Origin of the sequence: Plantactinospora sp. WMMB334 (assembly GCF_049179095.1) — a bacterium.
Classification (GTDB): domain Bacteria; phylum Actinomycetota; class Actinomycetes; order Mycobacteriales; family Micromonosporaceae; genus Plantactinospora.
Window position 1 is genome coordinate 1,423,374 of the sequence record NZ_JBMHME010000002.1, and the last position, 26,242, is coordinate 1,449,615.

A 26,242-nucleotide genomic window follows, 5' to 3' on the forward strand; every position below is an offset into this window, starting at 1 on the left:
TCTTCATGGGCCCGGCGGTCGCCGCCCTTCGGTCCTGCGCCACACGCCGGGCTGGAGTCGGCGCTGTCCTGTCCGGTGGCGGGCCCTTGTCCAGCGCCGCGCCGCCGGGTGGGTCAGCACGCCGAGGTGTCCTCCCCGGCGGTGCGCCGCGTGATCCGGGCGGTCGGGGCCGCGGTCGGAAGGTCGACCCGAAGCAGCGCGCCACCGCGTGCGGACCGGGCGATGGTGACCCGGCCGCCGTGGGCGTCGACGACCCGCTGCACGATCGACAGTCCAAGACCGGATCCCGGCAACGCCCGGGCACTGTCGGCACGGTAGAACCGGTCGAACACCCGCGGTGCGTCGGCGGCGTCGATGCCTGGACCGGCGTCGTCGACCTCGAGCACCGCCGACGCGCCCTCGGCACGGAGCCGGACCTGGACCGGCTGCTCCGCGGGGGACCACTTGCCGGCGTTGTCGATGAGGTTGAGCACCGCCCGCTGGAGCGCGGCGGGACGCCCGCTCACCCACACGGACGTCAGGTCGAGCGCGACCTTGATGTCGGGCACGCGGGAACGCGCCTGGGCCGCGGCGGCTACCACCACGTCGGCGAGGTCGAGCAGCTCGGTGCTCTCGTCGCTGACGTCACCGCGTGCCACCTCGGTCAGCTCGGCGGCAAGGGTGCTCAACTCGGCCACCTGGGCACCGAGATCATTGAGCAGCCGGGTCCGGCTCTCCGCCGGCAGTGCGTGGTCCAGGGTGCCGCGCCGGTCGAGCCGGACCAGCAGCTCGATGTTGAGGCGCAGGCTGGTGAGCGGGGTCTTGAGCTCGTGGGCGGCGTCCTCGGCGAGCAGCCGCTGGGCCCGCCGGGAGTCCCGGAGCGCGGCGAGCATGTCGTTGATCGACTGGATCAGCCGCCGGATCTCCCCACCGCCCTCATCCGGGATGTCAGCGTCGAGATCCCGGGTGCGCGCGACACGTTCCGCGGCGGCGGTCAGCCGGTCGATCGGTGCCAGCCCGGTCCGTGCCACGGTCCGCCCGACAAGGGCGCCGCCGACCACGCAGAGCAGCCCGATCATCAACATACCGAACCCGAACTGGTTGATCGGGCTGTCGTCGACGACGCGGGCCACCTGCACCGCGCCGTCGCCCGCCCGCAGCGTGTAGATGAGGTGGCCGTCCTCGTCACTGTCGTCCGACTCCATCAGGTCGGCCACGCCGCCCTGCGCCACGCGCCCGGCGCGCTCGCTGACCGGGGGCAGCGCGGGTTGGCCGGCCGGCGTCCGGGTCGAGCCGTCGGGCAGGATGACCCGCACCAGCCGACTGGATCCGGAATACGGCGGTAGCGGGATCTGCGCCAGACCGGCGCGCTCCGCGTCCGTCGCCAGGACGCGGGAGTCGGCGCGCAGCTGATTCTCGGCGGTGTTCTGCAGCTCCAATTCCAGTAGCTCGCTGGCCACCTGGAAGGACACGAACACGCTGACCGCGATGGCCGTCGCCGCGATCACCGTCAGCCTGGTCCGCAGGGACCGCCGACGCCACCATCGGGACAGCCGGCCCGGTTCCCGTCCGGCGTGCCTGCTCACGGAGGAGTCTCCCGCAACGTGTATCCCAGGCCGCGCAGCGTGTAGATCAATCGCGGCTCACCCTCGGCCTCCATCTTGCGACGCAGGTAGCTCACGTACACCTGAAGGTTGTTGGCGGTGGCGCTCATGTCGAAGCCCCAGATCGCCTCGAACAGCGCGTCGCGGGTCAGGACCCGGGTCGCGTTGCGCAGGAGGACCTCCAGGAGGGAGAACTCGGTCCGGGTCAGGCGCAGCGGCCGCCCGCCACGCCACGCCTCGAACCTGTCGGGATCGAGCCGGACATCGGCGAACGACAGGATCTGCGACTCCCCGTCGGCCGGTGTGCGGCGGCGCAGCAGGGCCCGCACCCGGGCCAGCAACTCCTCGGTGGCGAACGGCTTGGGCAGGTAGTCGTCGGCGCCCGCGTCCAGCCCCGCGACCCGGTCGGAGACCTGGTCACGGGCGGTCAGCATCAGCACCGGCAAATCCCGACCCGCGGCCCGCAACCGCCGGCAGGTCTCCAACCCACCGAGGCGGGGCATCATCACGTCGAGGATCAGCAGATCCAGCGCGTCACCGCCGGTCCCACCGACCCCGTCGAGCACAGCGAGACCGTTGGCAACGCTGGTGGTGTCATAACCCTCGACCTGGAGCACCCGCTCCAGCGACTCACGGATGGCCGCGTCATCATCCGCGATCATGATCCGCACGCCGGCCCACACCCTCCAGTCGATACTTCTGCCGCTTACTCTTCCGGATCAACCTGAGGCCAGGATTAGAACCGTCGCCGCCGTGGTGCCCGCGGGCCGTGCTCGGCGAGCGTGACCGCGCTGATCGACATCGTGTCGGGAAGGCGGGAGTGGTCGATCTGCCGGCGCAGGATGAGTATGAGGCGTCACGTCAGGTGGTCATGACGTGCCCGTCGGAGCGTGGGGTCCGCGACGAACATCGGCCCCCGTCAGGGCCGGTCGCAACGCCCGCCGAAGCGCGAGACACCACCTCCACCGGTCGCCGACCTGACCAAGATCCGGTTACGCCGCCGGAAGATCCTCCACGATCTCGACCAGCCAATGGTCGCAGGCAGCGGAGCGAGAACGGGTTTACGGACGGCGCACGCGGGAAACGGAGCCCCGCTCGCATCGGGGCGGTATCACCATCCGGCCCCGAAACAGACCAGCGGCGCCGGGTCCGCGTCGCTGTCCAGGTCTGCGGTCGCGGCGGCCAGCGCGGCCGCTGGCGACAGGCCGCGACTCAGCGCGGCGTGGTGGGCCGGTGCCACCCGGTGGGCGGCGGCGTCGGCGATCCGGGCGACTCCGGCCACGACGCTGCCCGCCCCGCCGTGCAGGAACGACGCGGTCATGCCGAGGGTTTCGTCGCCCGGCCGGGTGCTGGCCAGGCCCAGCTCGCAGGCGGAGAGCACGACGTGGGTCGGCAGCCGCCCGAGCGGCTGTAGCTCATGGCCGAAGAGGGGTCCGTCGGCAAGGTCCAGGTGGGAGAAGAGCGGACTGTCAGGCTCGTGTACGCCGTGCGCGGCGATATGCAGTACCTCGGCCGTGGCGGCCGCGTCCCGGACATCGGAGGTGCTCGCCGTGCCGTCGGGCGGGGTGAGCGACCAGGCCCTGGCCACCAGCCGGATCTCGTCGGTGGCGCGGGCCACGCCCGGCCCGGCGGCGAGGGCCACCCGCGGCACCGTCGCCAGCGTGCCCCGGTCACGGCGTTCGAGCCACGCGGTGACCGAGGCGGTCACCGTCACCGGTCGTCCCCGCAGTGTGCGGAGCATCGTCCACGGCACGGTCGCGAGTTCGGCCGAGGGGGCCAGGAGCAACGGGCCGTCCGTGAGGAGATCGTGCACCGGCTGCCAGAGCAGCGTGTCGAGCCGGCGCAGCGCCGAGTGGCTGGCGATGCGGACGCTCGCCCTGATCTGCTCCGTCAGGCCGCTCACCGCGAGCGCGTCGAGGTCGTGGCGTAGCCGCCGGTGTGTCTCGATGACCGGACCGGCCGGACCCATGTCCCGGACCGCCTGCCGCCGGGCGGTGGCCACCAACACGTGCAGGCGTCCCCCGGAGAGCAGGTGTGCCACGAAGGTGGCACCGGCCGCCTCGAGCAACTCCCGCAGCCGGTGCAGCGGCGCCGGTGCCGCGGCCTGCCCGGCGCCGGGCGCATACCACGAACGCTGCCGGATGCGCTGCTCCAGCCGCGCGCAGCGGGCCCTGAGGGCGGGATCGACCTGGCCGGCGAGGACCTGGCCGCGCAGCTCGACCCGGGCATGGCGGAGCTGTTCGAGCAGGGCGGCAGCCTCCTCGTCCGCCGGCGGCAGCACCGGGGCCAGGCGCGCGGAGAGCGCGCGGGCCCGCTCCGCCCACTGGAAGACCGCCGCCGGTCGACCGGTGGCCAGCGAGCGGGCGAGGCCGGCCGCCGCGAGTTGGCGGCCGTGACCGCTCGCGGCGGTCCGCAGGTCATGGCTGCCGAAGGATGCCTGGTAGCGGTGCAGGTCGGCGAGGGCCGCCCGGCGCTCCCGGTTGGCGGCGACGCTCGCGCCGCCGGCGTCGGCGAGCGAGGCCCGCACCAGGCGGGCCTGTAGGCGCGTCGCGATGGGGTCGTCGCGGCGCAGTCGTAGGGCGGTACCGGCCAGCGCGGCTGCCCGGTCGACGCGGTCCCGTCCCCGCCCGGCGAGCGCCGCCAGCGCCGCGGTGAGCTGCGCACGCCGCGCCTCCTCGTCGAGACCCGCCGTCCGGAGCTGGCCGGCGAGGGCGTCCGCCTCGGTGGCCGCGGCCGTCAGCCGGAGGCCCTGCTCGACGCCGGCCGCGACCGACACGTGCGCGGCGAGCAGCGCCCAGCTCGCCGCCCCGCGATCGGCGAACCGCCGTCGGGCCCGGGCCGCGAGCCGCCGGGCGTCGGCCCACCGCTGTTCGAGCATCGCCACCTGCGCCCGGGCCAGTTCGGCCTCGGCCTGGTCCTGCCGCACCCGGGCGGCCCGGAACAGGTCGACCGCGCGGGCCAGGTCCTCGTCGGCCTCCCGGGACAGGCCCGCGGCGAGCAGCGCCTGTGCCCGGTCGACGTGGTAGACGGCGGCGTAGACCGGCGACTGGCCCGTCAGGGACGGCGCCACCGCGTCCATCTCGCGCAGGGCCCGCGGCAGGTCGCCGGAGAGCATCGCCAGGTAGCCGAGGTTGTGCGATGCCTTGGCACCCAGCAGTTCCAGCCCGTGCCGGCGGGCCAGCTCGGCGCAACGCGCGAAGTCGACCTTCGCGGCGGCGTACCGGCCGTGCCACATGGCCAGGATGCCGCGGTTGAGCAGCGCCCGGCACACGTCCTGCGGCGCCGAGTGGTCGAGCAGGCGCAGGGCGACGTCGAACGCCTCCACGGCCTCGTCCGCCCGGCCCGCTCGCATGTGGAGCAGGCCACGCTGACTGGCGACCAGTCCACGCAGGCGCCGGGTGAGCTGCGGCACGGTCTCGGCCTGGCGGAGCAGGTCGAGACCGGCGGCGAGGCTGTGCCGCTCGGCCTCGTGGTAGGCGAGGCTGATCAGGATGTGCGCCCGCCGGGCCGGATCCGGGCCGTGCCGCAGCGCACGACGCAGCAGCCGCCGGGCGACGGCGTGTCTGCCCCGCTCGGCCTCCGCGATGGCCTGCTCGTGCAGTCGCACGGCCGGCCCGGGGTCCCGCGGCACCATCGTGCGGCTAGGCGGTCGGGTCGGCGGCCAGGAACGGCCAGGGTTCCTCGCCGACGACCTCGGCCGCGGCCGCCGACCGCCGGGCGACCGCCGCCGGGCTCGTGTCGTCGAGGGAGAGTTCGTTGCGGTCGGTCAGCGCCAGCAGCCGGGTCGCGAGGCAGCCGGCGAAGACCGGAGCCGCGTACGACGTGCCGGTGCCGACCGCGAAACCGCACCGGAAGCTGTCGGGGTCGAGGGTGGCCCGCTGCCTCCCGCTCGGATCGTCGGTGAGGGCCAGCGGGTTGAGCCCGTTCTGGAAGGTCACCGGCGCGGTGCTGATGACCGCGGCCCCCCGCTGCCACGCGGTCACCCACGGCCCGCTGTTGCTGAACAACGCGACGGTCCGCCCGTCGGGGTTGAGCGCCCCGACGCTGACCAGCGGCGCCCGGACCGGGTCGGACCGGGTGCTGAACGCCGCCGGGAACATCGGCCGGGTGGTGGCGTCGTTTCCGGCCGAGGCCACGACGACGATGCCGAGACCGCCGAGCCGGTCGAGCACCCCGAGCAGCACCGAGTCGAACTCCAGGTCCTCCGGGAGCTCGTGGTAGTAGCCGAGCGACAGGGAGACGACGTCGACGGGCCGGCCGTGCGGCTCTCCGGCGGCGTGCCGGCGGGCCAGCTCGTACACGTGGTCGAGCGCCCGGACCAGGTCGGACTCCTCGATCCGGCCGTCGGCACGGATGATCCGGATGGCCAGGATCTGCGCGTCCGGGCAGGTCTGGTGCACCAGCCCGCAGATGAAGGTGCCGTGACCGGCGAGCGGGTCGCGTACGCCGTCCATCGGGCCGCTGATGTCCCCCCGGTCGTCGGCGTCGGGACCGGCGTGCCCGACCGGTTCGGGCGCGCCGTCGTTGACGACGGTCACGTCGCGGACCACCGCCTCGGCCAACCAGGGATGTTCGCCGCACCCCGTGTCCAGGACCGCGACGACCGGGGGGCGCTTGAGCCTGCGCCGCGACGGCCGGGCCAGCACCACCGCCACCGGATGGGTGCCGCCGAAGGCGGGGTCCGCGTACTGGGTCGCGGGCGTGCCGGCGTACGGGTTGGCCGAGTGGTAGGGATTCGCCGAGTGGTAGGGGTTGGCCGAGTGGTACGGGTTGCCGGACGTCGTGGTGGTCGCGAACATGAGGTGGTCCAGGCCGACCCCGCGCAGCCTGCCGCCCCGCTCCCGCGCGATCGCGCGCGCCTCCTGGAGCACCCGCCAGGCGTCGGGCGCGGCGGGGCGGTCAGCCGGCGCGAAGCGGGCGAGTACGCCGCTGACCTGGCGCCGCGCCCCGTTGCCGTGCTCCTCGATCTCCATCGTCAGGTTCAGGCGTTTCGCCGCCTCGCCGAGCAGATCCCGGACGTCCTCGACCACCTCGGCCCGCACCAGCAGGCGGTCGGCGAGGTACGCGGTCGGGCGCAGAGGCTGGCCCGGAAGCTGGACGGCGGTCGCGGGGTCGAGCTCGCGCGCACCGTGCCGCGACAACACGGCGGGCGGTGGTAGGAGCGGATCGGCGTCCCCGAGCGGGCGGACGTCTTCGGAGGGCTTCTGCGGAGAAGACACGGCGCCTGCGCTTTCGCTGTCGATACCCGGGCAATCAGATCTCGGTGACGGGCGCTACCAGCGGGCGGGTCAGCCGCACGGCGGGATCGTCCGTCGGATGGATGACAAGCTGGAAGAAGCCGGACGGGACGTCGGTGAAGACGAACCGGCCATCGGCGTCGCTGGAACCCTCGCGTACCTCGTCACTTTCCCGGAGGTCGATCCGCAGGGCGACGCCGGGGGCGATCCAGCCGTCGAGCCGGTGCCGGTGCGCTCCGGAGCGCGAGACCGTGACCATCACGGTGAGCTGCCCGGAGGCGAAGGTGATCGTCGACGTGCTCTCGGCGCTGCGCGCTCCGGCGGCGGAGAGCTGCCGGCTCGCGGTCATCACCTCGACGTCGCCCAGGTCCAGCAGGAACAGGATGTGGTCGGCCAGGTCCGCCGGGGGCGGATCGACTGTTTCCCACATGGACCGCAGCTCCGCCAGCAGGGCCCGTTCGTCGGGGTTCACCGCTCGCTCCGGCGCGGGTCTTCGCCGAGCGCCCGGCGCAGCTTCTCCAGACAGCGGCTCCGGGTGGGGCCGATGCTGCCGACGGGGATGGCCAGTTCGGTCGAGAGCGTCGCGTAGTCCGGCCGGTTGTCGAAGGCGATCGCCCGGAGCAGGCGGCGGCACCGCTCGGGCAGCCGGGCGACCTGCTGCCAGAGGCTGCGGACGGCGTCGTCGGCGAGGACCTGGGCCTCCGGACCGGGCACCGACGCCACGAGTTCGTCGAGGGTGGACGGCTCGGCCATGTCCTCCTGGCGGTGCGTCCTGGCGAGGCGCCACGCCTCCCGGCGTACCGTCGTGGTCGTCCACCGCCAGATCGCCTGCGGGTCGCGGACGGACTCCGCGTTGCGGACCAGCGCGAGCCAGGTGGCCTGCACCGCGTCCTCCGCCGCCCGGCGGTCCAGGCTGTGGGCGCGGGCGAGGTGCCAGAGCGTGGGCGTCATCAGCCGCACGAGACGGTCGAGACCGGTACGATCGCCGCCCCGCCACGCGGCAAAGTGCCGGGCGGCGGCGTCCCAGGCGGCGGTCCCCGCCTCCACGGTGGTGCCCTGGAGCGTCACTCGAGTCACCGTCCCCGTCCTCGTGCCACCGGCGACGCGCCGATCCTTCGGCCAGCCGGCCGATCACCGCCGCAGCGTATCCGTTCCCCGCACCCGGGGCCACGATCCGTCGGCTGGCCGACCGAACTCGGATCTGTTCCGGCGCCGGGGTATCAGACGGGCCCGTCCGACCTCCTTCAGGTCAGGGACGGCGCGCCATCCGGCCGTTCACCGTCCGAGGAGGGGGAGATGACACTTCACACCACCGACATTGCCCGCAGGCTCGCCTGCGGGCTCGCTGCCTGTGCGATGGTCGGAACCGCGGGCGCGGTTGCGGCGGGGGGATCGGCCCTGGCGGCCGAGACCGAGTTGCCCGTGTACGCGGTGCGCGCCTCGGGACTCGACGAGGAGCAGGCCGCCAAGCTGGGGCAGGTCTTCGGCGTCGAGGTCGCCCGCGAGAAGGACGGCAGCGTGCGGTTCGCCGACGAGAAGGGCTTCCTGGCGGTGCCGACCATCGACGCCGGCCAGGGCGGGAAGGACGAGGACGGCAACGCCACCACCGTCAGCCTGTTGGACGTGGCGGCGCTGGGGCGGATCAAGCCGATCGATCCCAAGGAGGCGCTGAAGCGGGTTACCGGGACGCTCTCCGAAGCGGGCCTGTATCCCGAGGGTGGCGCGGCGAGCGCCGGCAACACCACGTTCGAGGCCGTCGACGGGCGCGGCCGGCAGACCGTCTCCGCCGCGCTGGACACGACGGTCTCCTTCTCGTTCACCCTGGCCGGCCTGCCGTACGAGGGACCGGGCAGCAAGGTCCGGGTGGCCTTCGACGGCGCGGGCGCGGTCAGCCAGCTCTCCTACAGCACCCGGGCGCTGGAGCCGAAGGGCAGCGTGCCGGTGCTCGACCTCGCCGCCGGCAGGCAGCGGTGCGAGAAGGCGATGGCCGGCGCCGTCACGGTCAAGCAGCCGGAGTACGCCTACTACGCGCCGGCCCTGTCGACGGCACTCGATCGGGTCGAGCCCAGTTTCCGGTGCGCCGGGGTGAGCCGGGACGGTACGCCGGCACAGGTCGTCTTCGTGCCCGCCGCGGTCGACGCGAGCCTGCCCGAACTGCCGGCGCCACCGCCGCCGCGTGGGGGCGGACCGCAGATGTCCACCTTCGCCTACGGCGTCGCCGACGTCGGCAGCGAGGGCACCGGTCCCTGCTCCGGCCTGCCGCACACCGGCACCAACCTGGCGTCCTTCAACAACCGCTTCACCAGCTCGGGTTACCCGGTCGAGTTCAGCTGGCTCGACCAGAACGCCTGGGAGGACGACTTCAAGGACCCGGCATACAGCGGCCACGACGGCGACTGGACCGACCACGTCGACATGACCTACTGGCAGGGGCACGGCTCGCCGACGGGCTTCAGCTTCTCCGGGTGCAGCAGCGTCGACGACACCTTCCTGTCCAACACCGAGGCCCGCTGGGGCAACGGCGACGTGGAGTGGATGAGCCTCTTCACCTGCCTGGTGCTGGACGACGGCGCTGCCGGGCAGCGGTGGTGGCAGCGCTGGGGCAACGCGTTCCACGGGCTGCACCAGATCAACAGCTTCGACACCGTCTCCTACCACAGCTCCAGCCACGGCGGCACCTACGCCAACTACATGCTCCGCACGCCGTTCCTCTGGTGGAACAACCCGATGTCGGTGCGCGCGGCGTGGGCGCAGGCCTCGATCGACGACCAGCCCAGCTCCGTGGTGTGGGCGACCATGGGACCGATCGGGCCGGGTGGCCTGGTCAACCTGAACGACTACTTCTGGGGTAAGGGGTCGGTCGGTCCGGACGTCTCCGCGGCACAGCGGACCGGATGGTGGTACATCTCCGGCACGTCCTGATCCACCGCTGTCACCGCGGGGGTGACCTGCCCCGGTGCCGTCCCGGTACGCCGCCCGGCGTACCGGGACGGCCCGTCCCGCAGGTGCCCCGGCCGGTGGTCGACGCCTCGGCGTCGGGACCCCGACGGCTCGTGGAATCAGGGCCGGGCCGCCGCATCAGCACCTCGTGCTTTCGTCCAGCGTGGACGGTATTGAGGCGGTGACAGAGCGCCAGAGCCGGTGCGGCGTGGTCCGCGGTGCGGCGCCGGTGGCGCTCCGCTACGGACCCCTGGCTCGGTCCAGCGTTCCGAGGAGCAGAATCGGGGTCGAGCCGGGGGACATGGCCACTCCTTCGCGGATGATGGGTCGCGGTGGTGTCGGAACGGCTCGTGGCGAGCGCGTCGCCGTACACGGGACCAGGCGACGACCGTCGGCGTACGGCGTCGCCCTTATGCAGTGGGCGTGGCAGGCGGGGCAGCACCGAGGTGGGCGAGCACAGCGTCGACCCCGGCGACGCTCGCGACCTGCCAGAGGGATCGGTGCGCGGGGCGGCGTCGCCGCGTCTCACCGAGGCGTCGTCGTCACCGTAGTCGGAAGACGGGGCCTCGGGGTGTGAAGGGCAGCCGGGCTGCCTCCGGAATGAGGAAGGCATGTTCGCGACGGAGACGTACGGCGTCGCAGTGTCCGTCGGTGATGACCAGGATCGGTGCGGCGGTGGGGAAGTCGCGGGCGGTCTCCAGCAGGTGGATGCCGGGCTGAAGCACGGTGCCGCCCCGGCCGCGGACCCGTACCCGGCCGGCGATCTGTTCGACCGGCAGGTAACCGGCGTCGTACGGGTGGGCGTCGCAGAAGACCACCCGTGCGGCGGGCACGTCACGGGCGGTGGCGTACGAGGCGATGGCCCCGAGTGCCCTGCCGAGCAGGTCGTGGTTCATGGATCCGGAGGTGTCCAGCACGACGCCGAAGGTGCACCGGGGTACCGCTTCCTCGGGCCACCGCCAGCCCGGTCGCGGGATGTCCGGGGTGCCGGCCTGCCGCCGTGACGGGCGGGCGTAGGAACGGACACGCTGCGGAGACGGTACGTACTCGTCGAACCAGCGCGCCAGCCTGGCGTCCCACGGCAGCGGCGGCTGTTCCAGGACCTGGATCTCGGCGACGAGTCCGGCCGGCAGGTGACCCCGCCCCTCCCGCTGGTGGTAGGCGTAGCCGTCCAACAACGCCCGCCGGCAGAAGTCGTCCAGGTCGACTCCGCGCCCGGACCCGCCGGCACGCGGCAGGGGTTCGCCGAGCACGTCACCGAGCCCGGTGCCACGCAGGGTGGCCAGTCTGCGAAGGCGGCGCAGGTCCTTGGCGATGTGGTCGTAGACCGCCTCGGCGGACATTCCGGCCAGCTGCGGATCGTGGAGCAGGCTGTCGGGTGGTTCGCCGACGCCCATCTCGATCAGCCAGCCGTTGATGACGTAGTCCGCCGCGACGTTCCACAGGTACGGATCGCGTCCACCGACCCGGTCGCCGTGGCGCAGTGCGGCGTGCAGCATCTCGTGCGCCAGCACGAACCGCCACTGCAGGCTCGACAGGTGCCGCAGGGGGTTGAGGTAGATCTCCCCGGCGGCCGGGGAGACGGCGGCGATCGCGATGTCCCAGCCCCGCGCGAGCTCGGCGTCGGCGACCAGCGTGAATCGGGACGCCAGCGCACCGAGCAGCGGATAGGACGACAGGAACCAGCCCATCGCCAGGTGCCACGGTCGACGGTGACCGGCCTGGTCGGTCAGCGAGCTGCGTGCCCCGCCGGCCACGTCCACCGCCGCCGTCGCCGCTGCCGAGAGACCCACCGCGAACTGCGCCGGCCAGTCCGGCACACCGGCACCGGAGGCGTCCGGACAGGGACGTGGCGGAACCAGGTCCGGTCCGTGGCCGCCGGTGCCGCAGCCCGCGTACCCGGCCGGCACGCCGGCCTGCCGCCACTGCCGCAGCAGCACCGACTCGTCGACGGCGGGTAGGTCGGCCGGCAGTGGTACCGGCTCGGTGCCGAGCTTGACGGCCCGCTGGAACCGTGCCACCGCGAGGCAGGCCACATCCCGGTATGCCGGGTCGGTGGCGTGGCGGTCCGGGGCGAGGTGCCCGAAACCGAGGTGCAGCAGGCAGTGCGCCAGCACCCACGACCACTGGTCCTCGTCGAGCCGGTGAGCCTTGCTGGCCAGAATCATGCCCTGCGCGTCGACCAGGGCGATCGCGTTCGCCGCCAGCAGTGTGGCGTCGTCGGCCAGCACCGCCCGCACGCCGGCGCGCCGCCACGGCCCGACCGGGACGCTCAGCAGCGGAGCGAACATCGGGTGGCTGGTCAGCTTCCGCCACGCTGCCTCGAACGCGGCGACGTTCGGATCGATCTGCGTTCGCTTCTTCCTGCCCATCGCGGTGTCCGGCGTCAGGTTCGGGCGGCGACCAGCCGGGGCAGGTCCCGGCTCACCTCGACCAGGAACCATGCCGGCAGTACCGGTGCGCCGTCCTCGTCGGTGGAGATGACCATCTGGGCGCACTCCAGGGAGGTTTCCGCCAACTCGACGAGTAGCGCCTTGGCACGGTGTGCGAACTGCCGCAACGTCGGTGACGCGTGGTCCTTGCTCGTCGGCAGTTCCTTGACCAACCGCGCCCGGAACGCCTCGGAGAGGAAGTACAGCAGGTCCCGGTCCGCGGCGGCGGTGGGCCAGCCCACGTCCCCGCGTACGACGGCGTCGAGCCCGTACCGGTGCCGCACGATCTTCACGTAGCCGCAGAAGGCGGCCGCGTGGGCGGGGCTCAGCGTGCCGGCGGCCAACAGCCGCAGGGTCTGCTCGCCGACGGCGTCACCGTAGGACAGCAGTGCGTCGGAGAGCATGTGCCAGCTGCGCGGGGTGGAGAACGTCTCTTCCACCTTGGGCGGGCTCGCCCACAACTGGTCCGGACGCTCGGACAGGTAGTCGACCACCCAGCGGTGGATCCCGGCGCCCTGCGCCCACGCCAGCCAGTCGTCGACGCTGGCGCGCAGGTGCACGTGGACCAGCCGGTTGACCAACGCCGACGCCATCGGCCGGGCCAGCGCGTTGTCGGTTGCCCGGTTACCCGCGCCGATCACGATCGAACCCGGAGGTAACTCGTAGGCCCCGATGCGGCGGTCCAGGATCAGTGAGTAGAACGCCTTCTGCACCTCCGGCGCCGACGCGTTCAACTCGTCGAGGAAGAGGCAATACGGATCATCGCGGGCGATCGATTCCGGTGGCGCGAACCGGCTGCGGCCGTTCCGCAGCTCCGGCACCCCGATCAGGTCCTCCGCCGCGAGCTGCGTACCGACCAGAGTCACGCAGTCCAACCCGAGCGAGGCGGCGAAGTGGCGCACCAGCGAACTCTTGCCGATGCCCGGAGCACCCCACACGAACACCGGCCGGACCACCGCCACATGCAGCAGAAGATCCGGCAACTGGGCCGGTGTCACCGAGATCGCGGAGTGCACCCGTTCATCCTGCCCATGACCAGGACCAGCCCGCATCCCATATCCGTCCCGCCGACTCCGCACCCGGCCGCTTGGCCGGTCCTCCGCCGAGAGCAGGTTTCGCCAATGGCATGTCATATCAGTGAGCTCGTGCTCGGTTGCGGCGACCCCGAGCTGCTTGGCGCGGCTCTGGTGCGAGGTCCTGGACTTCGTGGTCCCCGGGCGCGGCGCGTGACGGGGCTGTGTCCGTCGTGCCAGGACGGGCCGCGCCGGAACTCCTGCCCCGGCGCCGACCGTCACCACCACGGGCGCATACGATGGGCGCGGCTCCGATACAGGTCTGGAGGTGCCGGGTGCCCGACCCTAGTTCCCAGTCACCGTCGGTCAGGGGTGGCGCCACCCGGATCGACACCACGGTGCCGCACCCGGCCCGCCGCTACAACTACCTGCTCGGCGGCAAGGACAACTTCGCTGCCGACCGCGAGTCGGCCGAGGCGCTGCTGAAGGTCTACCCGAGCGCCCGGATCGGCGTCCAGGAGAACCGCCGGTTCCTCCGCCGCGCGGTCGGCTACCTGGCCCGTGATGCCGGGATACGGCAGTTTCTCGACATCGGCACCGGCATCCCCTCGGCGGGCAACACCCACGAGGTGGCGCAGTCGATCGCTCCGGAGTCGCGGATCGTCTACGTGGACAACGATCCGATCGTGCTGGCGCACGCGCGGGCGCTGCTGACCAGCACCGCGCAGGGGCGTACCGCCTATCTGGACGCTGACCTGCGGCAGCCGCGGGAGATCCTCACTCATTCGGACCTGCTCGCCACGCTCGACCTGGCGCAGCCGGTGGCGGTGCTGCTGGTCGCGGTCCTGCACTTCATCGTCGACGACGACGACCCGTACGGCCTGGTCGAGGAACTGCTCGCGCCGCTGCCCGCCGGCAGCGCGCTGGTGATGACCCACTTCACCAACGACTTCCTGCCGCCGGAGCAGGCCGCCAGGATCGAGGCGGCCTGGCGGGAGAATCCGGCGAACGGGCAGGGTCGGGCCCGCAGGGCCGAGGAGATCGGCCGGTTCTACACCGACCTGGAGCTGGTCCCGCCGGGGATCGTGCCGCTCGCCGAGTGGCGGGCCGAGACGGAGCCGCAGCCCCGGCCCGCCGCACGCGACGTCACCGCCTACGGCGTGGTCGGTCGTAAGCCCTGATCCGTCAACTCGGCCGCGAGGTCTGATCCGTCGACGGGACCGGGCCGATCCAGGATCTGCACCGGCGTCGGACACACCGCCCGGGCTGGGCGCCGGATCTCCTGCCGGAAGTGCGTGGGCAGCAGGTCTTCAGGACGCCTGGCGGATGGGCATGTCGGCCAGCCAGACGCCGGCCAGGTCGCTGAGGGGGACATCGAGGGCCTGGCTCAGGCAGACCACGGTGCCGAACGCCGGTGCGGGGAGGCGGCCCGCCTCGATCTTGCGCAGCGTCTCGGGGGAGATGCCGGCTGCCAGGGCCACCTCGACGAGGCTGCGGCCGGCCCGTGCGGCCCGGAGGGCGGTTCCGAGGCGCTGGCCCGCGGCGATCTGTTCGGCGGTGAGCGGTTGGCGAACCATGCCAGCAGGATATCCCCCCCGGAGCGTCCCGACCGTCGTGGTATAAAAATACCGCAGACGGAGAGGGAGGCTGTCGTGATCGAGCTCAAGACCGCCGAGGAGATCGGCCGGATGGCGGTGGCCGGCCAGTTCGTCGGCGAGCTGCTCGCCGAGCTGAGTGGTGTCGCCGCGGTCGGCGTCAATCTGATGGACCTCGAGCATCACGCCCGCCGGCGGATCGCCGAGCGTGGCGCCGAGTCCTGCTACTGGGACTACGCCCCGTCGTTCGGCCGCGGTCCGTTCCGCAACGTGCTGTGCCTGTCGGTCAACGACGCGGTGCTGCACGGCCTGCCACACGACTACGTCCTGCGCGACGGTGACCTGCTCAGCATCGACATGGCGGTCGGCATCGACGGCTGGGTCGCCGACTCCGCTCTCTCGGTCGTCGTCGGCACCCCCGACCCGGCCGACCTGAAGCTGATCGAGGCCACCGAGGTCGCCCTGGAGGCCGCCATCGCCGCCGCCCGGCCCGGCGGCCGCCTCGGCGATGTCTCGGCGGCGATCGGTGAGGTCGCCCGCTCCTACGGCTACGGCGTCAACGGCGAGTTCGGCGGCCACGGCATCGGCCGCACGATGCACGAGGCCCCGCACGTTGCCAACAACGGCCGTGCCCGCCGGGGCCTCAAGCTCGATCCCGGGCTCACCATCGCCATCGAGCCGTGGTTCTGCCGCTCCACCGATAAGATCAAGTTTGACGACGACGGCTGGACGATCCGCTCCGCCGACGGGTCCCGCACCGCCCACTCCGAACACACCGTCGCCATCACGGCTGCCGGACCCCAGGTCCTGACCCGCCGCCCCTCCCAGGGTGCCGCCCCGGCCGACCCCGCCAGGAGGCCTGCCACGGCGCCCTGAGTCGCGTCCGGACCCTGCCCGCGTGCCGCTCGGGGCGCGCCGCGCACGGACGCCCCATCCCGCTGCGGACGGCGTGCGGGTCCGCCGTTCGTCGACCGATCATGGCGGCGCGGTAGGGTGTGGCCCGTACTGCCCAGGCACAGCCGTACCCGAAGGCTGCTCGTGAATCTTGGCTACGACCTGCTGGGACCCCTGGTGGTGTCGCGCGAGGACGGCCAGGCCGTCCCGTTGGGATCGGTCAAGCAACGCCTGCTGCTCGCCGCCCTGCTACTTCGGCCGAATGAGGTCGTCGGTGTTGACGACCTGCTCTCCGTGATCTGGGGGGACACCCCACCGGCGTCGGCGGCGGCGAACCTGCGCACCTACGTGTTGGGCCTGCGCCGGCGCCTGAACGACGACAGCGGCCCGTCGCGGTTGACCGCCGTGGCCGGCGGGTACCTGCTGCGGGTCGAGCCGGGGGAGCGGGATCTGGACCGCTTCGACGCGGCGGCGTCGCGTGGCCGGCGTGCGCTCGCCGCGAACGATCCGACCGGCGCAGCGACCGAGTTCGCGACGGCCGTCGACATCTGGCGCGGGGCGCCGCTGGCCGATCTTCCGCTGCCGGCGCCGCTGGTCCACCTGGCCGGCCAGCTCGAGGAGCGGCGGGCACTCGCAGAGGAGGACTACGCCGACGCGTTGCTGGCCATCGGTGCGATCGACGCGGTGCTACCCCGCCTGCGGGCGCTGCTGGATCGGCACCCACTCCGGCAGCGGGCCTGGGGCCAGTTGATGGTGACGCTGTATCACGCCGGGGATGTGGCGGGCGCGCTCGGGGCGTTCCAGCGGGCCCGGCGGGTGCTGGCCGAGGAGACCGGCCTGGATCCGGCGCCGTGGCTCAGCCAGCTCCACGCCGAGATCCTGCGCCACGGCGAGATCCCCCGTCCGTGGCAGGCCGCCGCCGGCCGGCAGCCACGACCGGAGACCTCCGCCCCGGTCGGTGCGGAGGGTGCGACAAGTGTTCCGGGGGGAGCGGCGGCCCAGCATCCGGGGACCGGGATGGCGGCGATGTCCTGGCGCGCGGAGGGCAACGGCAGCCGTCCGAATCTGCTCGTCCCCCGGCAGCTTCCGCCCGAGACCGCGATGTTCGTCGGACGCACCGCACAACTGCACCGACTCTCCGAGTTGGCGGACACTCCGAGGCGGGCCGGGGTGACCATATCGGTGATCACAGGTCCGGGTGGGGTGGGCAAGACGGCACTGGCACTGCACTGGGCCCACGCGGTCGCGCACCGCTTCGTCGACGGCCAGCTCTACATCAACCTTCGCGGGTACGGTCCGAGCCGTTCGGTGATGAGCCCGAACGAGGCGATCCGGAGCTTCCTCGAGGCGCTCGGCATCCCCGCCTTACGGATTCCGACCACCCTCGAAGCGCAGGTGGGCCTCTACCGCAGTCTGCTCGCCGGCCGGCGCGTACTGGTCGTGCTCGACAACGCGTTCAGCGCGGAACAGGTCCGGCCACTGTTGCCGGGCACCTCGGGTGGCGTCGTCGTCGTCACGAGCCGCAACCAGCTCGCGGGGCTTGTCGCGGTCGAGGGCGCCCACCCGCTACCGGTGGCCGTGCCCTCCCGCGACGAGGCGCGAGAACTCCTGGCGTGTCGGCTGGGCAAGGCACGTATGGACGCCGAGACGGATGCGGTGGACGCGGTGATCGAGAGATGCGGCGGCCTGCCGCTGGCCCTCGCGATCGTCGCGGCCCGCGCCGCCACCGCACCGACGACTCCCCTCGCGCAACTGGCCGCGGAACTGCGCGGCTCCCGGGCCGTCCTGGACATGTTCACCGGCGACGACGAGACCCGAGACTTGCGCGCGGTCCTCTCCTGGTCGTACCGGGCGCATCATGGGCCGGTCGCGCGGCTGTTCCGCATGCTGGGCCTGCACATCGGCGTCGATGTGAGTGTGGAGGCGGCGGCCAGCCTGACCGGCCTGCCGGCCGGTGAGGCACGACGCGCCCTGGCCGAACTCAACAGCGCGAACCTGATCGACGAGCACCGTCCCGGCCGCTACACCCTGCACGACCTCATGCGTGCGTACGCGGCCGAACTCGTCATGGAGACCGAGGCCGAAGAGGAACGCCGGGCCGCGCTACGCCGGCTGTTCGACCACTATCTCCACTCGTCGCGTCTCGCGGACCGGCAGATCGCGCCCCAGCTCGATCATCAGCTGGAGCCGCCAGCTCCCGGGGTCACCACCGTCGCGAGCCCAGACCACGATCGGGCCGTCGCGTGGTTCAAGACCGAGCACCGGGCCCTGCTCACGGCGAACGAGCGCGCCGCCGATCTGGGGATGCCGGAACTCGTCGAGCCGTTGACCGCGACCTTCGAGTCCTATCTGCACATGTCCGGTCGGCTCCAGGACTGGGTGACCGTCCGGGAGTCCGCCCTGAAGACGACGCGTGCCATGGGTGACCTGGCCGGGCAGGCGGCGACACACCAGGGTCTGGGCCGTGCCTACAGCAAGCTCGGCCGCTTCGACGACGCGCACGTCCATCTTCGAGAAGCGCTCGGCATCCACCAGGCACTCGGGAACAAGATCGCCGTGGCATACACGGATCTCGCCCTCAGCCACTCCCTCGAACGGAGCGGTCGGACAGCCGCGGCGCTGGAGCATGCCCTCAGCGCGCTCGACCAGTTCGTGGCCGAGGCGCACCAGGCAGGGAAGGCCCGTGCCCTCAACGCGGCAGGCTGGTGCCACGCCCTGTTGGGCGACCACGCCATCGCTCTTCCCCTGTGCGAGCAGGCGCTCCAGATCTATCAGGAGATGCGCATGATCCTCGGCGAGGCGAACACCTGGGACAGCCTCGGATTCATCCATCATCACCTGGGCGACGCGGCGCAGGCCATCCACTGTTACGAACAGGCGCTGAGACTGTCCCGCCAGGCCGGCAGCCAGTTCTACGAAGCCGAGACACTGTTCCGGTTGGGTGACGCGTACCACGCCGACGGGCGCCCCGCGGAGTCCCGCGAGGCCTGGCAGCAGGCGCTGGAGATCTTCGAACTCACCGGCCACCCGGACGCCGGCGAACTCCGTGCAAGGCTGTCCCGCGGGGCGGCGTGACCGACCGGGGACGCAGTCGGGACCGGATGGTGGCCGCTACCTGGCCGCCGCCTCGGCACGTGCGGGGGACAGCCCTGTCGTGCTGGCTCCGGCGGATCGGACCGATTCCGTCTCCGCGAGGCGTTCGCCGAACTCCTGCCAGCCGTCCGCGCAGGCATCCGCGATGGCGCGCAGCGACTCCCGGCAGTGGTCCGGGACGTTCTCCGCGACCGTGTCGGACCGGGCGATGAACGCCAGCGTCATCGACGCCAGCCGGAGCAGCGCCCTGCCCCGCTCGGTGTAGCGCAGCGACGGGTCGTGGAGCAGGCGCTCCAACCGTGCCTCGGCGGTGAGCGTGGCGCCCTGGCCGGTTGCCGAGGACCACTTGCCGGTGGGCCGTAGCACGGTGACGTTGGACCGGACCGGGGCTGCCGGAGCGGCATGTGCGACGGGCGGGGAGGGCAGACCCGCCTCGGCCGGATTCACCACGCCGTTCTCCGCGGCGAGCTTGCGCCGTACGTCCATCGCGGTGCCCACGGAGATTCCCGCCTCGCGGGCGACCTCGCGCAGGCTCGCTCCCGGCCGGCTCCGCATGATCTCCGTCGCGATCCGGCGGCCCTTCTCCGCGGAGAGCGGATGCCGGCGGCCGTCCCGGCCGACCCGGACGCCCAGCCGGTTCCGGTGGTCGGGTGACCGGCGTCGCTGCGCGGCGACGGTCTTCGGTGAGACTCCGCAGACGGCGGCTATCCGCCGGTCCGACCAGTGCGGGTGCGCGCCGAGGATGCGCCCGACGGCTGCGGCACGGTCCCGCGCCGACAGCGGCATACCGTGTACGGAGTTGAGCCGTACCGCGGCGACGAAGGCTTCCTCGTCCGTCCCGTCGAAGTAGACGACGGGGATCAGATGTTCCCCGCGGGAGCGCGCCGCCTCCAGCCGGTGCATGCCGTCGACGACGCGCAACGACGCACGCTGCACCACGATCGGTGGAACCATGGCGACCAGATCGGCGAGCTGCCTGGTGTGTGCCGGACTGGTGCCGTCCAGACGCGGCGAGAGGCCGTCACGCAACGCGGCGATCTCGACCAGTTCCACAGGTGCGGAAAGGATGCGGGCGAAAAGGTCTGGAAAATGCGCGGGTGCCGATCTCCGAGGACGCCCAGGTATTCCTGCCATGTACATGACGAAAGGTGGTTCCGCATGGGTGACAATCGCTCGGGACGGGACTGCTGGCACCGGGGCTCCTGGATCGGTTGGAGGCGTCGCTGAATCCGCCGCGCGTTATCCGGTCGCGGTCCGGTGGCACCGTGCCCCCATTCAGGGCAGCGGCGAAGGCCGGGCGGATCGGATACGACACGGAAGCCATTGCACTTTTGGTGGTCCGTACAGGGGAAGGCTACGGTGATCCACGTACAACTCTTGTATAAGTGGCGTACAGCCGTGGCGGGCGGCGGCGCGGCGTCCGGTACAAATGGACCGTGCTTCTGCGCTTCGACCTGCTCGGCCCGCTGGTGGTCACCCGCGAGGGCCGGCCTGTTCCGCTGGGCTCGGTGAAGCAGCGCCTGCTGCTGGCGGCCCTGCTGCTGCGGCCGAACGACGTGGTCGGCACCGATGAGCTGGCCGCGGTGTTGTGGGCCGACGAGGCGCCCCCGTCCGCGGCGGCGAACCTGCGTACCTACGTGCGAGGGTTGCGGCGGTCGCTGGGTGGCGGCGAGTCGTGGCAGGGGATCTCCGCCGCGGCCCGTGGTTACCGGATCCGGGTGGGGCCCGCCGAGCGGGATCTGGACCGGTTCGACGCGGCCGCGGCCCGTGGCCGGGACGCTCTCGCCGCCGGGGACGCGGCCCTGGCCGAAGTGGAGCTCGCCGCCGCCGTCGGCATGTGGCGCGGGGCGGCGCTCTCCGGTCTGCCGTTGCATCCGTCGCTGGCCTGGCGGGTCGGGCAGGTGGAGGAGCGGCGGATGGTCGCCGAGGAGGACTACGCCGAGGCGATGTTGGCGCTCGGCTCGCGGGCCGAGGTCGTACAGCGGCTGCGTGCCCTTCTCGACCGGCATCCGCTGCGGCAGCGGGCGTGGGGCCAGCTGATGCTCGGTCTGTACCGCATCGGCGATGTGGCCGGCGCGCTTGACGCCTTCCGGCAGGCGCGGCAGGTGCTGGCCGAGCAGGCCGGCCTGGAGCCGGCGCCGCAGCTCACCCGGTTGCGCAACGACATCCTGCACCACCGCCCGGGCCTGGCAGCGTCGTCGGCGACCGGCCCGGACGGGCCGGTGCGCGGCGCCGCGCCGCCGGACCCGCTCACCGGACGTCCCGCGCAGCTGCCCCTCGCGGTGCCGGAGTTCGTCGGCCGTGGCGCCGAACTCGCCAACCTCGACGCGCTTCTCGACGAGGGGGCACCGGGCCCGACGACGGTGGTGATCTCCGCGGTCTCCGGCATGGCCGGGGTCGGCAAGACCGCCCTGGCGCTGCACTGGGCACACCGAATGGCCGGGCACTTTCCCGACGGCCAGCTCTACGCGAACCTGCGCGGATACGACGACGCCGACGCGATGTCCCCGGACGATGCCCTGCTCGGCTTCCTCGAGGCACTGGGCGTGCCGCACGCCCGGATCCCGTCCGGCGTCCAGGCCCGGATCGGACGCTACCGCGACCTGCTGGCCTCGCGCCGGATGCTCGTGGTGCTCGACAACGCGCGGGACTCCGACCAGGTACGCCCACTGCTGCCCGGTGCCGGCAGGTGTGTGGTCGTGGTCACCAGCCGCGATCGGCTCAGCGGCCTGGTCGCGGAGGAGAGCGCGGTACCTCTGACGCTGGACGTGCTCACCACCGAAGAGTCGATGAGCCTGCTGTCCCGCCGGCTCGGCTCGGACCGGCTCGCCGCCGAGCCGGCCGCGGTCACCGGCATCATCGCGGCCACCGGTCGGCTTCCACTCGCCCTGTCGATGGTGGCGGCCCGCATCGCCACGCACGCCTCGTTTCCGCTCGACGCCATCGCCGCGGAGCTGCACGCGGCCGAGGCGAGACTGGACGCCCTGGCCAACGGGGATGCCCGGCGGGTCTTCTCGTGGTCGTACCTGGCACTGGGCCGGGACGCGTCGCGTCTGTTCAGGTTGCTGGGGCTGCATCCGGGCCCCGATCTCACCGTCGACGCCGCCGCCGCGCTCGCCGGAGTGCCGGTGCCGGCCGTCCTGCCGCCGCTGCGCGAGCTGACCCGGCTCCACCTGCTGGCCGAACACGTTCCGGGCCGGTACGCCTTCCACGATCTCCTCCGAGGCTACGCGGCCGAGCTTGCGGAATCGTCGGAGCACGCCGACGAACGGCTGGCCGCCCGGCACCGGTTGTACGACTACTACCTGCACGACGCCTATCCGGCGGCGCTGTTGCTCCAGCCGCAGTGGGCGCCCATCGACCCGGTGCCACCGCTGCCGGCGCAGCTGAGGAGGCCGGCGGCCGACCACGACACCGCGCTCGCCTGGTTCACGGCGGAGCGGCGCGTGCTGCTGCGCCTCGTCGTCCAGGCCGCCGAGACGGGATTCGAGGCGTACGCCTGGCAGATAGCCTGGACGCTGAACACGTTCCTCGCACCGAGCGGTCTCTGGCAGGAGCAGCTCGCCACCCAGCGGGTCGCGCTCGCGGCCGCGGAAAAGATCGACGACGTCGCCGGGCAGGCCGCGACGAACCGGCTGCTGGCCCGCGCGTTCACCCGGCTCGGCCAGCACGACACCGCGGAATTCCGGCTGCGGCGCGCACTCGAACTGCACGAACGCCTCGGCGATCCGACCGGCCAGGCGCAGACCCTGCACAACTACTGCGAACTCTGCTATCTGCGGGGCCGGCCGGAGGAGGCGCTCGCGCTCGGCCGCGAAGCGCTGCGGCTCTATCGGCTGGCCGGGAACAGCTCCGGAGAAGCACGGACGCTGAACGCGATCGGCTGGTTGTACGCCAGCGCGGGCGACTATCCCCAGGCCATCGCGAGCTGTACGGAGGCCCTCGCCCGGCAGCAGCGGAGCGGCGACCGCAACGGCCAGGCGGCGACGCTGGACAGCCTCGGCTTCGCGTACGACCGCCTCGGCGAGCACGACCGGGCACTGAGCTGTTATGAACAGGCGATCCGGCTGTTCCGCGACTCCGCGGACCGGTACCACGAGGCCGAAACCCTGATCCGGCTCGGCGAGACGCGGGAGTCGATCGCCGATCTGCCCGGGGCGGCAACCGCGTGGCGGCGTGCGGCGCAGATCTACGACGAACTGGGTGACCAGGCGGCCGAGGACGCCCGCCGCCGACTCGAACGACTGGGCTGATCCCCCGGCTCGCCACCGCAGGGCGGCGCGGGTACGAGGTCGCGGCAAGTTCAACCGATGCCCCGGAAGCGGCTGAACACCCGATCGGCCGGGCCGCCACCCGCACCGGGCACGGGTCCCGCGCGACGTGCACCGGCGTCGCGGGCCGGCGCGGAAACGGGGTCCGGCGTTACGACGCCGCCGGTCTGGCGTCGGGGTAGCCCGAGCGCATCGCGAGGGCGACCGCGGCGGTACGGCTCGGGCAGTCGAGCCGGACCAGGATCTTGCCGACGAGCCGCTTGGCGCCGTGCTCGGAGATACCCAGGCGACGGGCTATCTGCTTGTTGCTGAGGCCGTCCACCATCAGCGACATCACCTGGTGTTCGCGCGGTGTCAGTCCGTCCACCGCGGCCGGTGCCTGGCAGGTGCACCGGTCCAGCCGGTCCAGCACGTCCCGGGCCAGCGTCGCGGGCATCGGAAGGTCACCGTTGCTGATGCACGCAAGAGCGATGCCCAGCCGGTCCGCCGTCAGTTCCGCCTCGCCGAGGAACCCGTCGGCCACGACGCCGGCCAGTCTCGTCCCGTTGTCCGCGTCGAAGGAGTCGAAGGCGTCGAGCAGGATCAGGACCTTGGTGCCCCGCCTTCGGTATTCGTCGAGAACGGGGAGCGTCTGTTCACCGAGCTCGCGGAGCGCCACGAGCACGAAGTCCGCGGCGGTCCGCGCCGGCAGGTCGGCGAGGCAACCGATGGTCAGTCGGGCGTAGCCCGCCAGCTTCGGTGAGTGGAAGATGCCTTCGACACCGTGCCGCTTGACCACGTTGTCCACGGCGAGGAATACGGAGATCCTCCGGTCCGTCGACGTCTTGTGTGGACCGTTCAGCATCTGCCGCACACCTTTCTTCCGACCCGTGGTGCCGGCCGGGTCGCCGAACCCGATCAGGCGAGGGCGATGTTACAAGTGGCTCGGAGCTTGCGCACTCTGTTCAAGGTTGTCACGGCATTGCGGTCGGCCTGATCGCCGCTACCGTGTGTCCGTGGCGACTGGACGTACGACGGATGTGCCGACATACGACCCGACAGACCGTGCCTTTCAAGAGAATCCGTATCCGCTACTCGCACGCCTGCGTGCGGAGGACCCACTGCACCTGACGGCGGATGGCATTCAGGTGGTGACGCGATATCACGATGTCCGCGCACTCTTGCGTGAGTCGGCGTGCGTGCGGGAGTTTCCGTCACGCCGTTACGCACTGTCGGGTCGCGCCGGTGCCACGGCGCAGTCGTTCGCCCGGGCGGTGGTCAGCAGGGATCCGCCCGCGCACACGCAGCTTCGCGGGCTGCTCTCGCCGCCGTTCACGCCGGGCGCGGCGCGGACGCTGCGCGGCACCGTCGAGTCCCTTGTGGATGCCCTGCTCGACGACGCCGAGTCCCGACACGGCCAGGTGATCGACGTCATGCGGGACGTCGCCGACCAGCTGCCCTACCTGGTCAACTGCGTCATACTCGGGTTGCCCACCACCGACTATCGCATGCTGGCCCCGTGGGTCGCCGCGATCGAGGACGCCTCGGTGCCGTCTCCCACCTCCGAGGCCGTGCAGGCCAGCGATTGCGCGATCGAGGCGTTCCGCGACTACCTGACCCCCTACTTCAGCGGCGACCGCCGTCCCGACCCGGCAGGGCTGCTCGCCCGGCTCGCCGACGCGGACGGTGGCGAGCGCGGATTCTCCCGGGCCGAACTCGTCGACAACGCCATCGGGCTGTTTCCGGCAGGTGCGGAGACCGTGACCGGCCTGGTCGGCAACCTCGTCTGGCTCCTGCTCGACGACCCGGAGCAGTGGGATCTGGTCCGCCGCGACCCGGCGGCGAGACCGCGGGCGATCGAGGAGGCGCTGCGGTTCGAGAGCCCGATCAACGTCGCGTACCGCTGGGTGACCGAGGACGTCACCGTGCAGAGCGGGGTCATCGCGGGCGGGCGGGTGGTCGTCCTCTCGCTGGCCGCCGCGAACCGCGACCCCGGGGTTTTCACCCACCCGGACCGCTTCGACTGCCGGCCCGGGCGGGTGCCGAACGTCGCCTTCGGCTCCGGCCGGCACGTCTGTCTCGGGGCTCACCTGGCCAGGTTGCAGGGGGAGGTGGTGATCGAGCGGTTGCTGCGCAGATATCCCGGCCTGACGCTTGCCGACAGCCCCGTGCGCAAGCACTCCGTCGAGCTGCGCTGCCTGCAACGGCTTCCGGTGCGCCTGGCACGGCACTGACGCCCGGTCACTGACGCCCGGCACTGTCACTGATGGGTGGCCAGCGCGGTGAGGAACCGCACCGTCTGGTGCAGGTCGATCGGGCGGAAGTCCCGGACCACCCTGAGGGCCGCCTCCCTCAGCTGCGGCGCACCCTCGCCCAGCTCGCGCAGCAGGTGCCCCTGTGACTGTGACCGCACCCACTCCCACCAGTGCAACTCGTCCGTGAACTCGAAGGTGAACGTCTGTTCGAAGGACTCCCACCGCGTGTATCCACCCGCCGTCACAAGGTCCGGTAGGGCCTGCGGCCGGCCCGCGCCGTGGACCGGCCGCACGCCGGCCCGGCGCAGCTGGCGGCGCAGCATGTCGCCGAAGAAGCCCCACTTCGCGTCGCTTGGCCCCAGCTCGCTGACGCCGAGCACGCCGCCGGCCCGCGTCACCCGGCGCATCTGGCGCACGGCGGCCGCCGGGGAGACGAACAGCCGCAGGCTGGTGGAGCAGCCGACCGCATCGGCGAGACCGGAGCGTAGCGGCAGCAGTTCGGCATCCGCCTGGAGGTAGTGGACGGCCGCGCCGGTGCTTCCGGTGGGTGCGGCCCGGATCATCCCGATGGAGAGGTCGGAGGCGACCGTCAGGGCCTGCGGGCAACGCGCGGCCATCGCTTCGGCCAGCGCACCCCGTCCGGCCGCGACGTCGACGAAGACGCGTGGCGGACCGGCGAGCCGGGCGCGGATCGCCTCGGCCAGCCGGTCGGCGATGGTCGCGAAGAAGGGCAGGGCCGCGTCATAGCTGGCCGCGTTGCCGCCGAACGCCGCCTCCATCTCCGCCCGGTGCGCCTGCCATGGCCCGCCGGTGGTGCCGGCGTGAACCGGCTCGGGCGAGGGTGCCGCAGACCCCACGGTGGGCCTCCCGTCGTGACGGCAGTTGCCGGTCGTCGGCAGTCGAGGCTACCCGCCCGGTGGCATGGAATCCGGTGGTGCGCACCAACCGGC

The 26,242-nt window shown here is 72.5% G+C and carries 18 protein-coding genes; 6 read left to right on the forward strand and 12 right to left on the reverse strand.

All coding sequences use genetic code 11. The features are described 5' to 3' along the window. Window positions 1-113 precede the first annotated feature (113 nt). The 6 genes from ACN27G_RS06335 to ACN27G_RS06360 all read right to left on the reverse strand — a co-directional run bounded on the left by ACN27G_RS06335 (window position 114) and on the right by ACN27G_RS06360 (window position 7,897). A complete protein-coding gene (locus ACN27G_RS06335; protein WP_421491829.1) occupies window positions 114-1,565 on the reverse strand; it encodes a HAMP domain-containing sensor histidine kinase in 1,452 nt (483 codons plus the stop codon). Next, a complete protein-coding gene (locus ACN27G_RS06340; protein WP_421491830.1) occupies window positions 1,562-2,254 on the reverse strand; it encodes a response regulator transcription factor in 693 nt (230 codons plus the stop codon). Before ACN27G_RS06340 ends, ACN27G_RS06335 begins: the two co-directional genes overlap by 4 nt. 440 nt (window positions 2,255-2,694) lie before the next feature. Next, the gene (locus ACN27G_RS06345) at window positions 2,695-5,190 is read right to left on the reverse strand and encodes a CHAT domain-containing protein (protein WP_421491831.1); all 2,496 of its coding nucleotides are present in this window, start codon (window positions 5,188-5,190) and stop codon (window positions 2,695-2,697) included. Window positions 5,191-5,224: 34 nt separating this feature from the next. Continuing rightward, window positions 5,225-6,727: a S8 family peptidase gene (locus ACN27G_RS06350; protein WP_421491832.1), complete on the reverse strand. Its 1,503-nt coding sequence runs from the start codon at window positions 6,725-6,727 to the stop codon at window positions 5,225-5,227. Between the two features lie 109 nt (window positions 6,728-6,836). After that, entirely contained in the window at window positions 6,837-7,292 is a 456-nt protein-coding gene (locus ACN27G_RS06355) for a hypothetical protein (protein WP_421491833.1), read from the reverse strand. Then, window positions 7,289-7,897, reverse strand: a complete 609-nt coding sequence (locus ACN27G_RS06360; RefSeq protein ID WP_421491834.1) for an RNA polymerase sigma factor — start codon at window positions 7,895-7,897, stop codon at window positions 7,289-7,291. Before ACN27G_RS06360 ends, ACN27G_RS06355 begins: the two co-directional genes overlap by 4 nt. 219 nt (window positions 7,898-8,116) lie before the next feature. On the opposite strand from ACN27G_RS06360, the gene ACN27G_RS06365 reads away from it, so the two are divergent. Next, a complete protein-coding gene (locus tag ACN27G_RS06365) occupies window positions 8,117-9,742 on the forward strand; it encodes a DUF6345 domain-containing protein (RefSeq protein ID WP_421491835.1) in 1,626 nt (541 codons plus the stop codon). Window positions 9,743-10,302: 560 nt separating this feature from the next. Here ACN27G_RS06365 and ACN27G_RS06370 read toward each other — a convergent pair. After that, window positions 10,303-12,132 carry a DUF2201 family putative metallopeptidase gene (locus ACN27G_RS06370; protein WP_421491836.1) on the reverse strand — a complete coding sequence of 610 codons (1,830 nt, stop codon included), beginning with the start codon at window positions 12,130-12,132 and terminating at the stop codon, window positions 10,303-10,305. A 14-nt stretch (window positions 12,133-12,146) separates the two neighbouring features. Then, window positions 12,147-13,190 carry an ATP-binding protein gene (locus tag ACN27G_RS06375; protein ID WP_421497258.1) on the reverse strand — a complete coding sequence of 348 codons (1,044 nt, stop codon included), beginning with the start codon at window positions 13,188-13,190 and terminating at the stop codon, window positions 12,147-12,149. A 350-nt stretch (window positions 13,191-13,540) separates the two neighbouring features. Between ACN27G_RS06375 and ACN27G_RS06380 the strand changes: the two genes are divergently transcribed. Beyond that, window positions 13,541-14,386 carry an SAM-dependent methyltransferase gene (locus ACN27G_RS06380; RefSeq protein ID WP_421491837.1) on the forward strand — a complete coding sequence of 282 codons (846 nt, stop codon included), beginning with the start codon at window positions 13,541-13,543 and terminating at the stop codon, window positions 14,384-14,386. A gap of 129 nt (window positions 14,387-14,515) precedes the next feature. Here ACN27G_RS06380 and ACN27G_RS06385 read toward each other — a convergent pair whose 3' ends face one another. After that, a complete protein-coding gene (locus tag ACN27G_RS06385; RefSeq protein ID WP_421491838.1) occupies window positions 14,516-14,782 on the reverse strand; it encodes a helix-turn-helix domain-containing protein in 267 nt (88 codons plus the stop codon). Between the two features lie 75 nt (window positions 14,783-14,857). Here ACN27G_RS06385 and map point away from each other — a divergent pair, with 75 nt between their 5' ends. Then, window positions 14,858-15,676 (forward strand): type I methionyl aminopeptidase, encoded by an 819-nt coding sequence (gene map, locus ACN27G_RS06390; protein ID WP_421491839.1) that lies wholly within the window; start codon window positions 14,858-14,860, stop codon window positions 15,674-15,676. A gap of 162 nt (window positions 15,677-15,838) precedes the next feature. Then, window positions 15,839-18,769: an AfsR/SARP family transcriptional regulator gene (locus tag ACN27G_RS06395; RefSeq protein ID WP_421491840.1), complete on the forward strand. Its 2,931-nt coding sequence runs from the start codon at window positions 15,839-15,841 to the stop codon at window positions 18,767-18,769. Window positions 18,770-18,805: 36 nt separating this feature from the next. On the opposite strand, the gene ACN27G_RS06400 is transcribed toward ACN27G_RS06395, so the two are convergent. Next, window positions 18,806-19,840, reverse strand: coding sequence for a ParB N-terminal domain-containing protein (locus tag ACN27G_RS06400; protein WP_421491841.1), 1,035 nt, complete (start codon window positions 19,838-19,840; stop codon window positions 18,806-18,808). A 383-nt stretch (window positions 19,841-20,223) separates the two neighbouring features. On the opposite strand from ACN27G_RS06400, the gene ACN27G_RS06405 reads away from it, so the two are divergent. Continuing rightward, complete coding sequence (locus ACN27G_RS06405) at window positions 20,224-23,040, forward strand: AfsR/SARP family transcriptional regulator (protein WP_421491842.1); 2,817 nt, start codon at window positions 20,224-20,226, stop codon at window positions 23,038-23,040. Window positions 23,041-23,209: 169 nt separating this feature from the next. On the opposite strand, the gene ACN27G_RS06410 is transcribed toward ACN27G_RS06405, so the two are convergent. After that, window positions 23,210-23,902 carry a response regulator transcription factor gene (locus tag ACN27G_RS06410; RefSeq protein ID WP_421491843.1) on the reverse strand — a complete coding sequence of 231 codons (693 nt, stop codon included), beginning with the start codon at window positions 23,900-23,902 and terminating at the stop codon, window positions 23,210-23,212. A 334-nt stretch (window positions 23,903-24,236) separates the two neighbouring features. Here ACN27G_RS06410 and ACN27G_RS06415 point away from each other — a divergent pair, with 334 nt between their 5' ends. Beyond that, window positions 24,237-25,271 carry a cytochrome P450 gene (locus ACN27G_RS06415; RefSeq protein WP_421491844.1) on the forward strand — a complete coding sequence of 345 codons (1,035 nt, stop codon included), beginning with the start codon at window positions 24,237-24,239 and terminating at the stop codon, window positions 25,269-25,271. Between the two features lie 26 nt (window positions 25,272-25,297). Here the strand turns inward: ACN27G_RS06415 and ACN27G_RS06420 are convergent, their stop codons facing one another. Then, window positions 25,298-26,149 (reverse strand): class I SAM-dependent methyltransferase, encoded by an 852-nt coding sequence (locus ACN27G_RS06420; RefSeq protein ID WP_421491845.1) that lies wholly within the window; start codon window positions 26,147-26,149, stop codon window positions 25,298-25,300. Window positions 26,150-26,242: the final 93 nt, after the last annotated feature.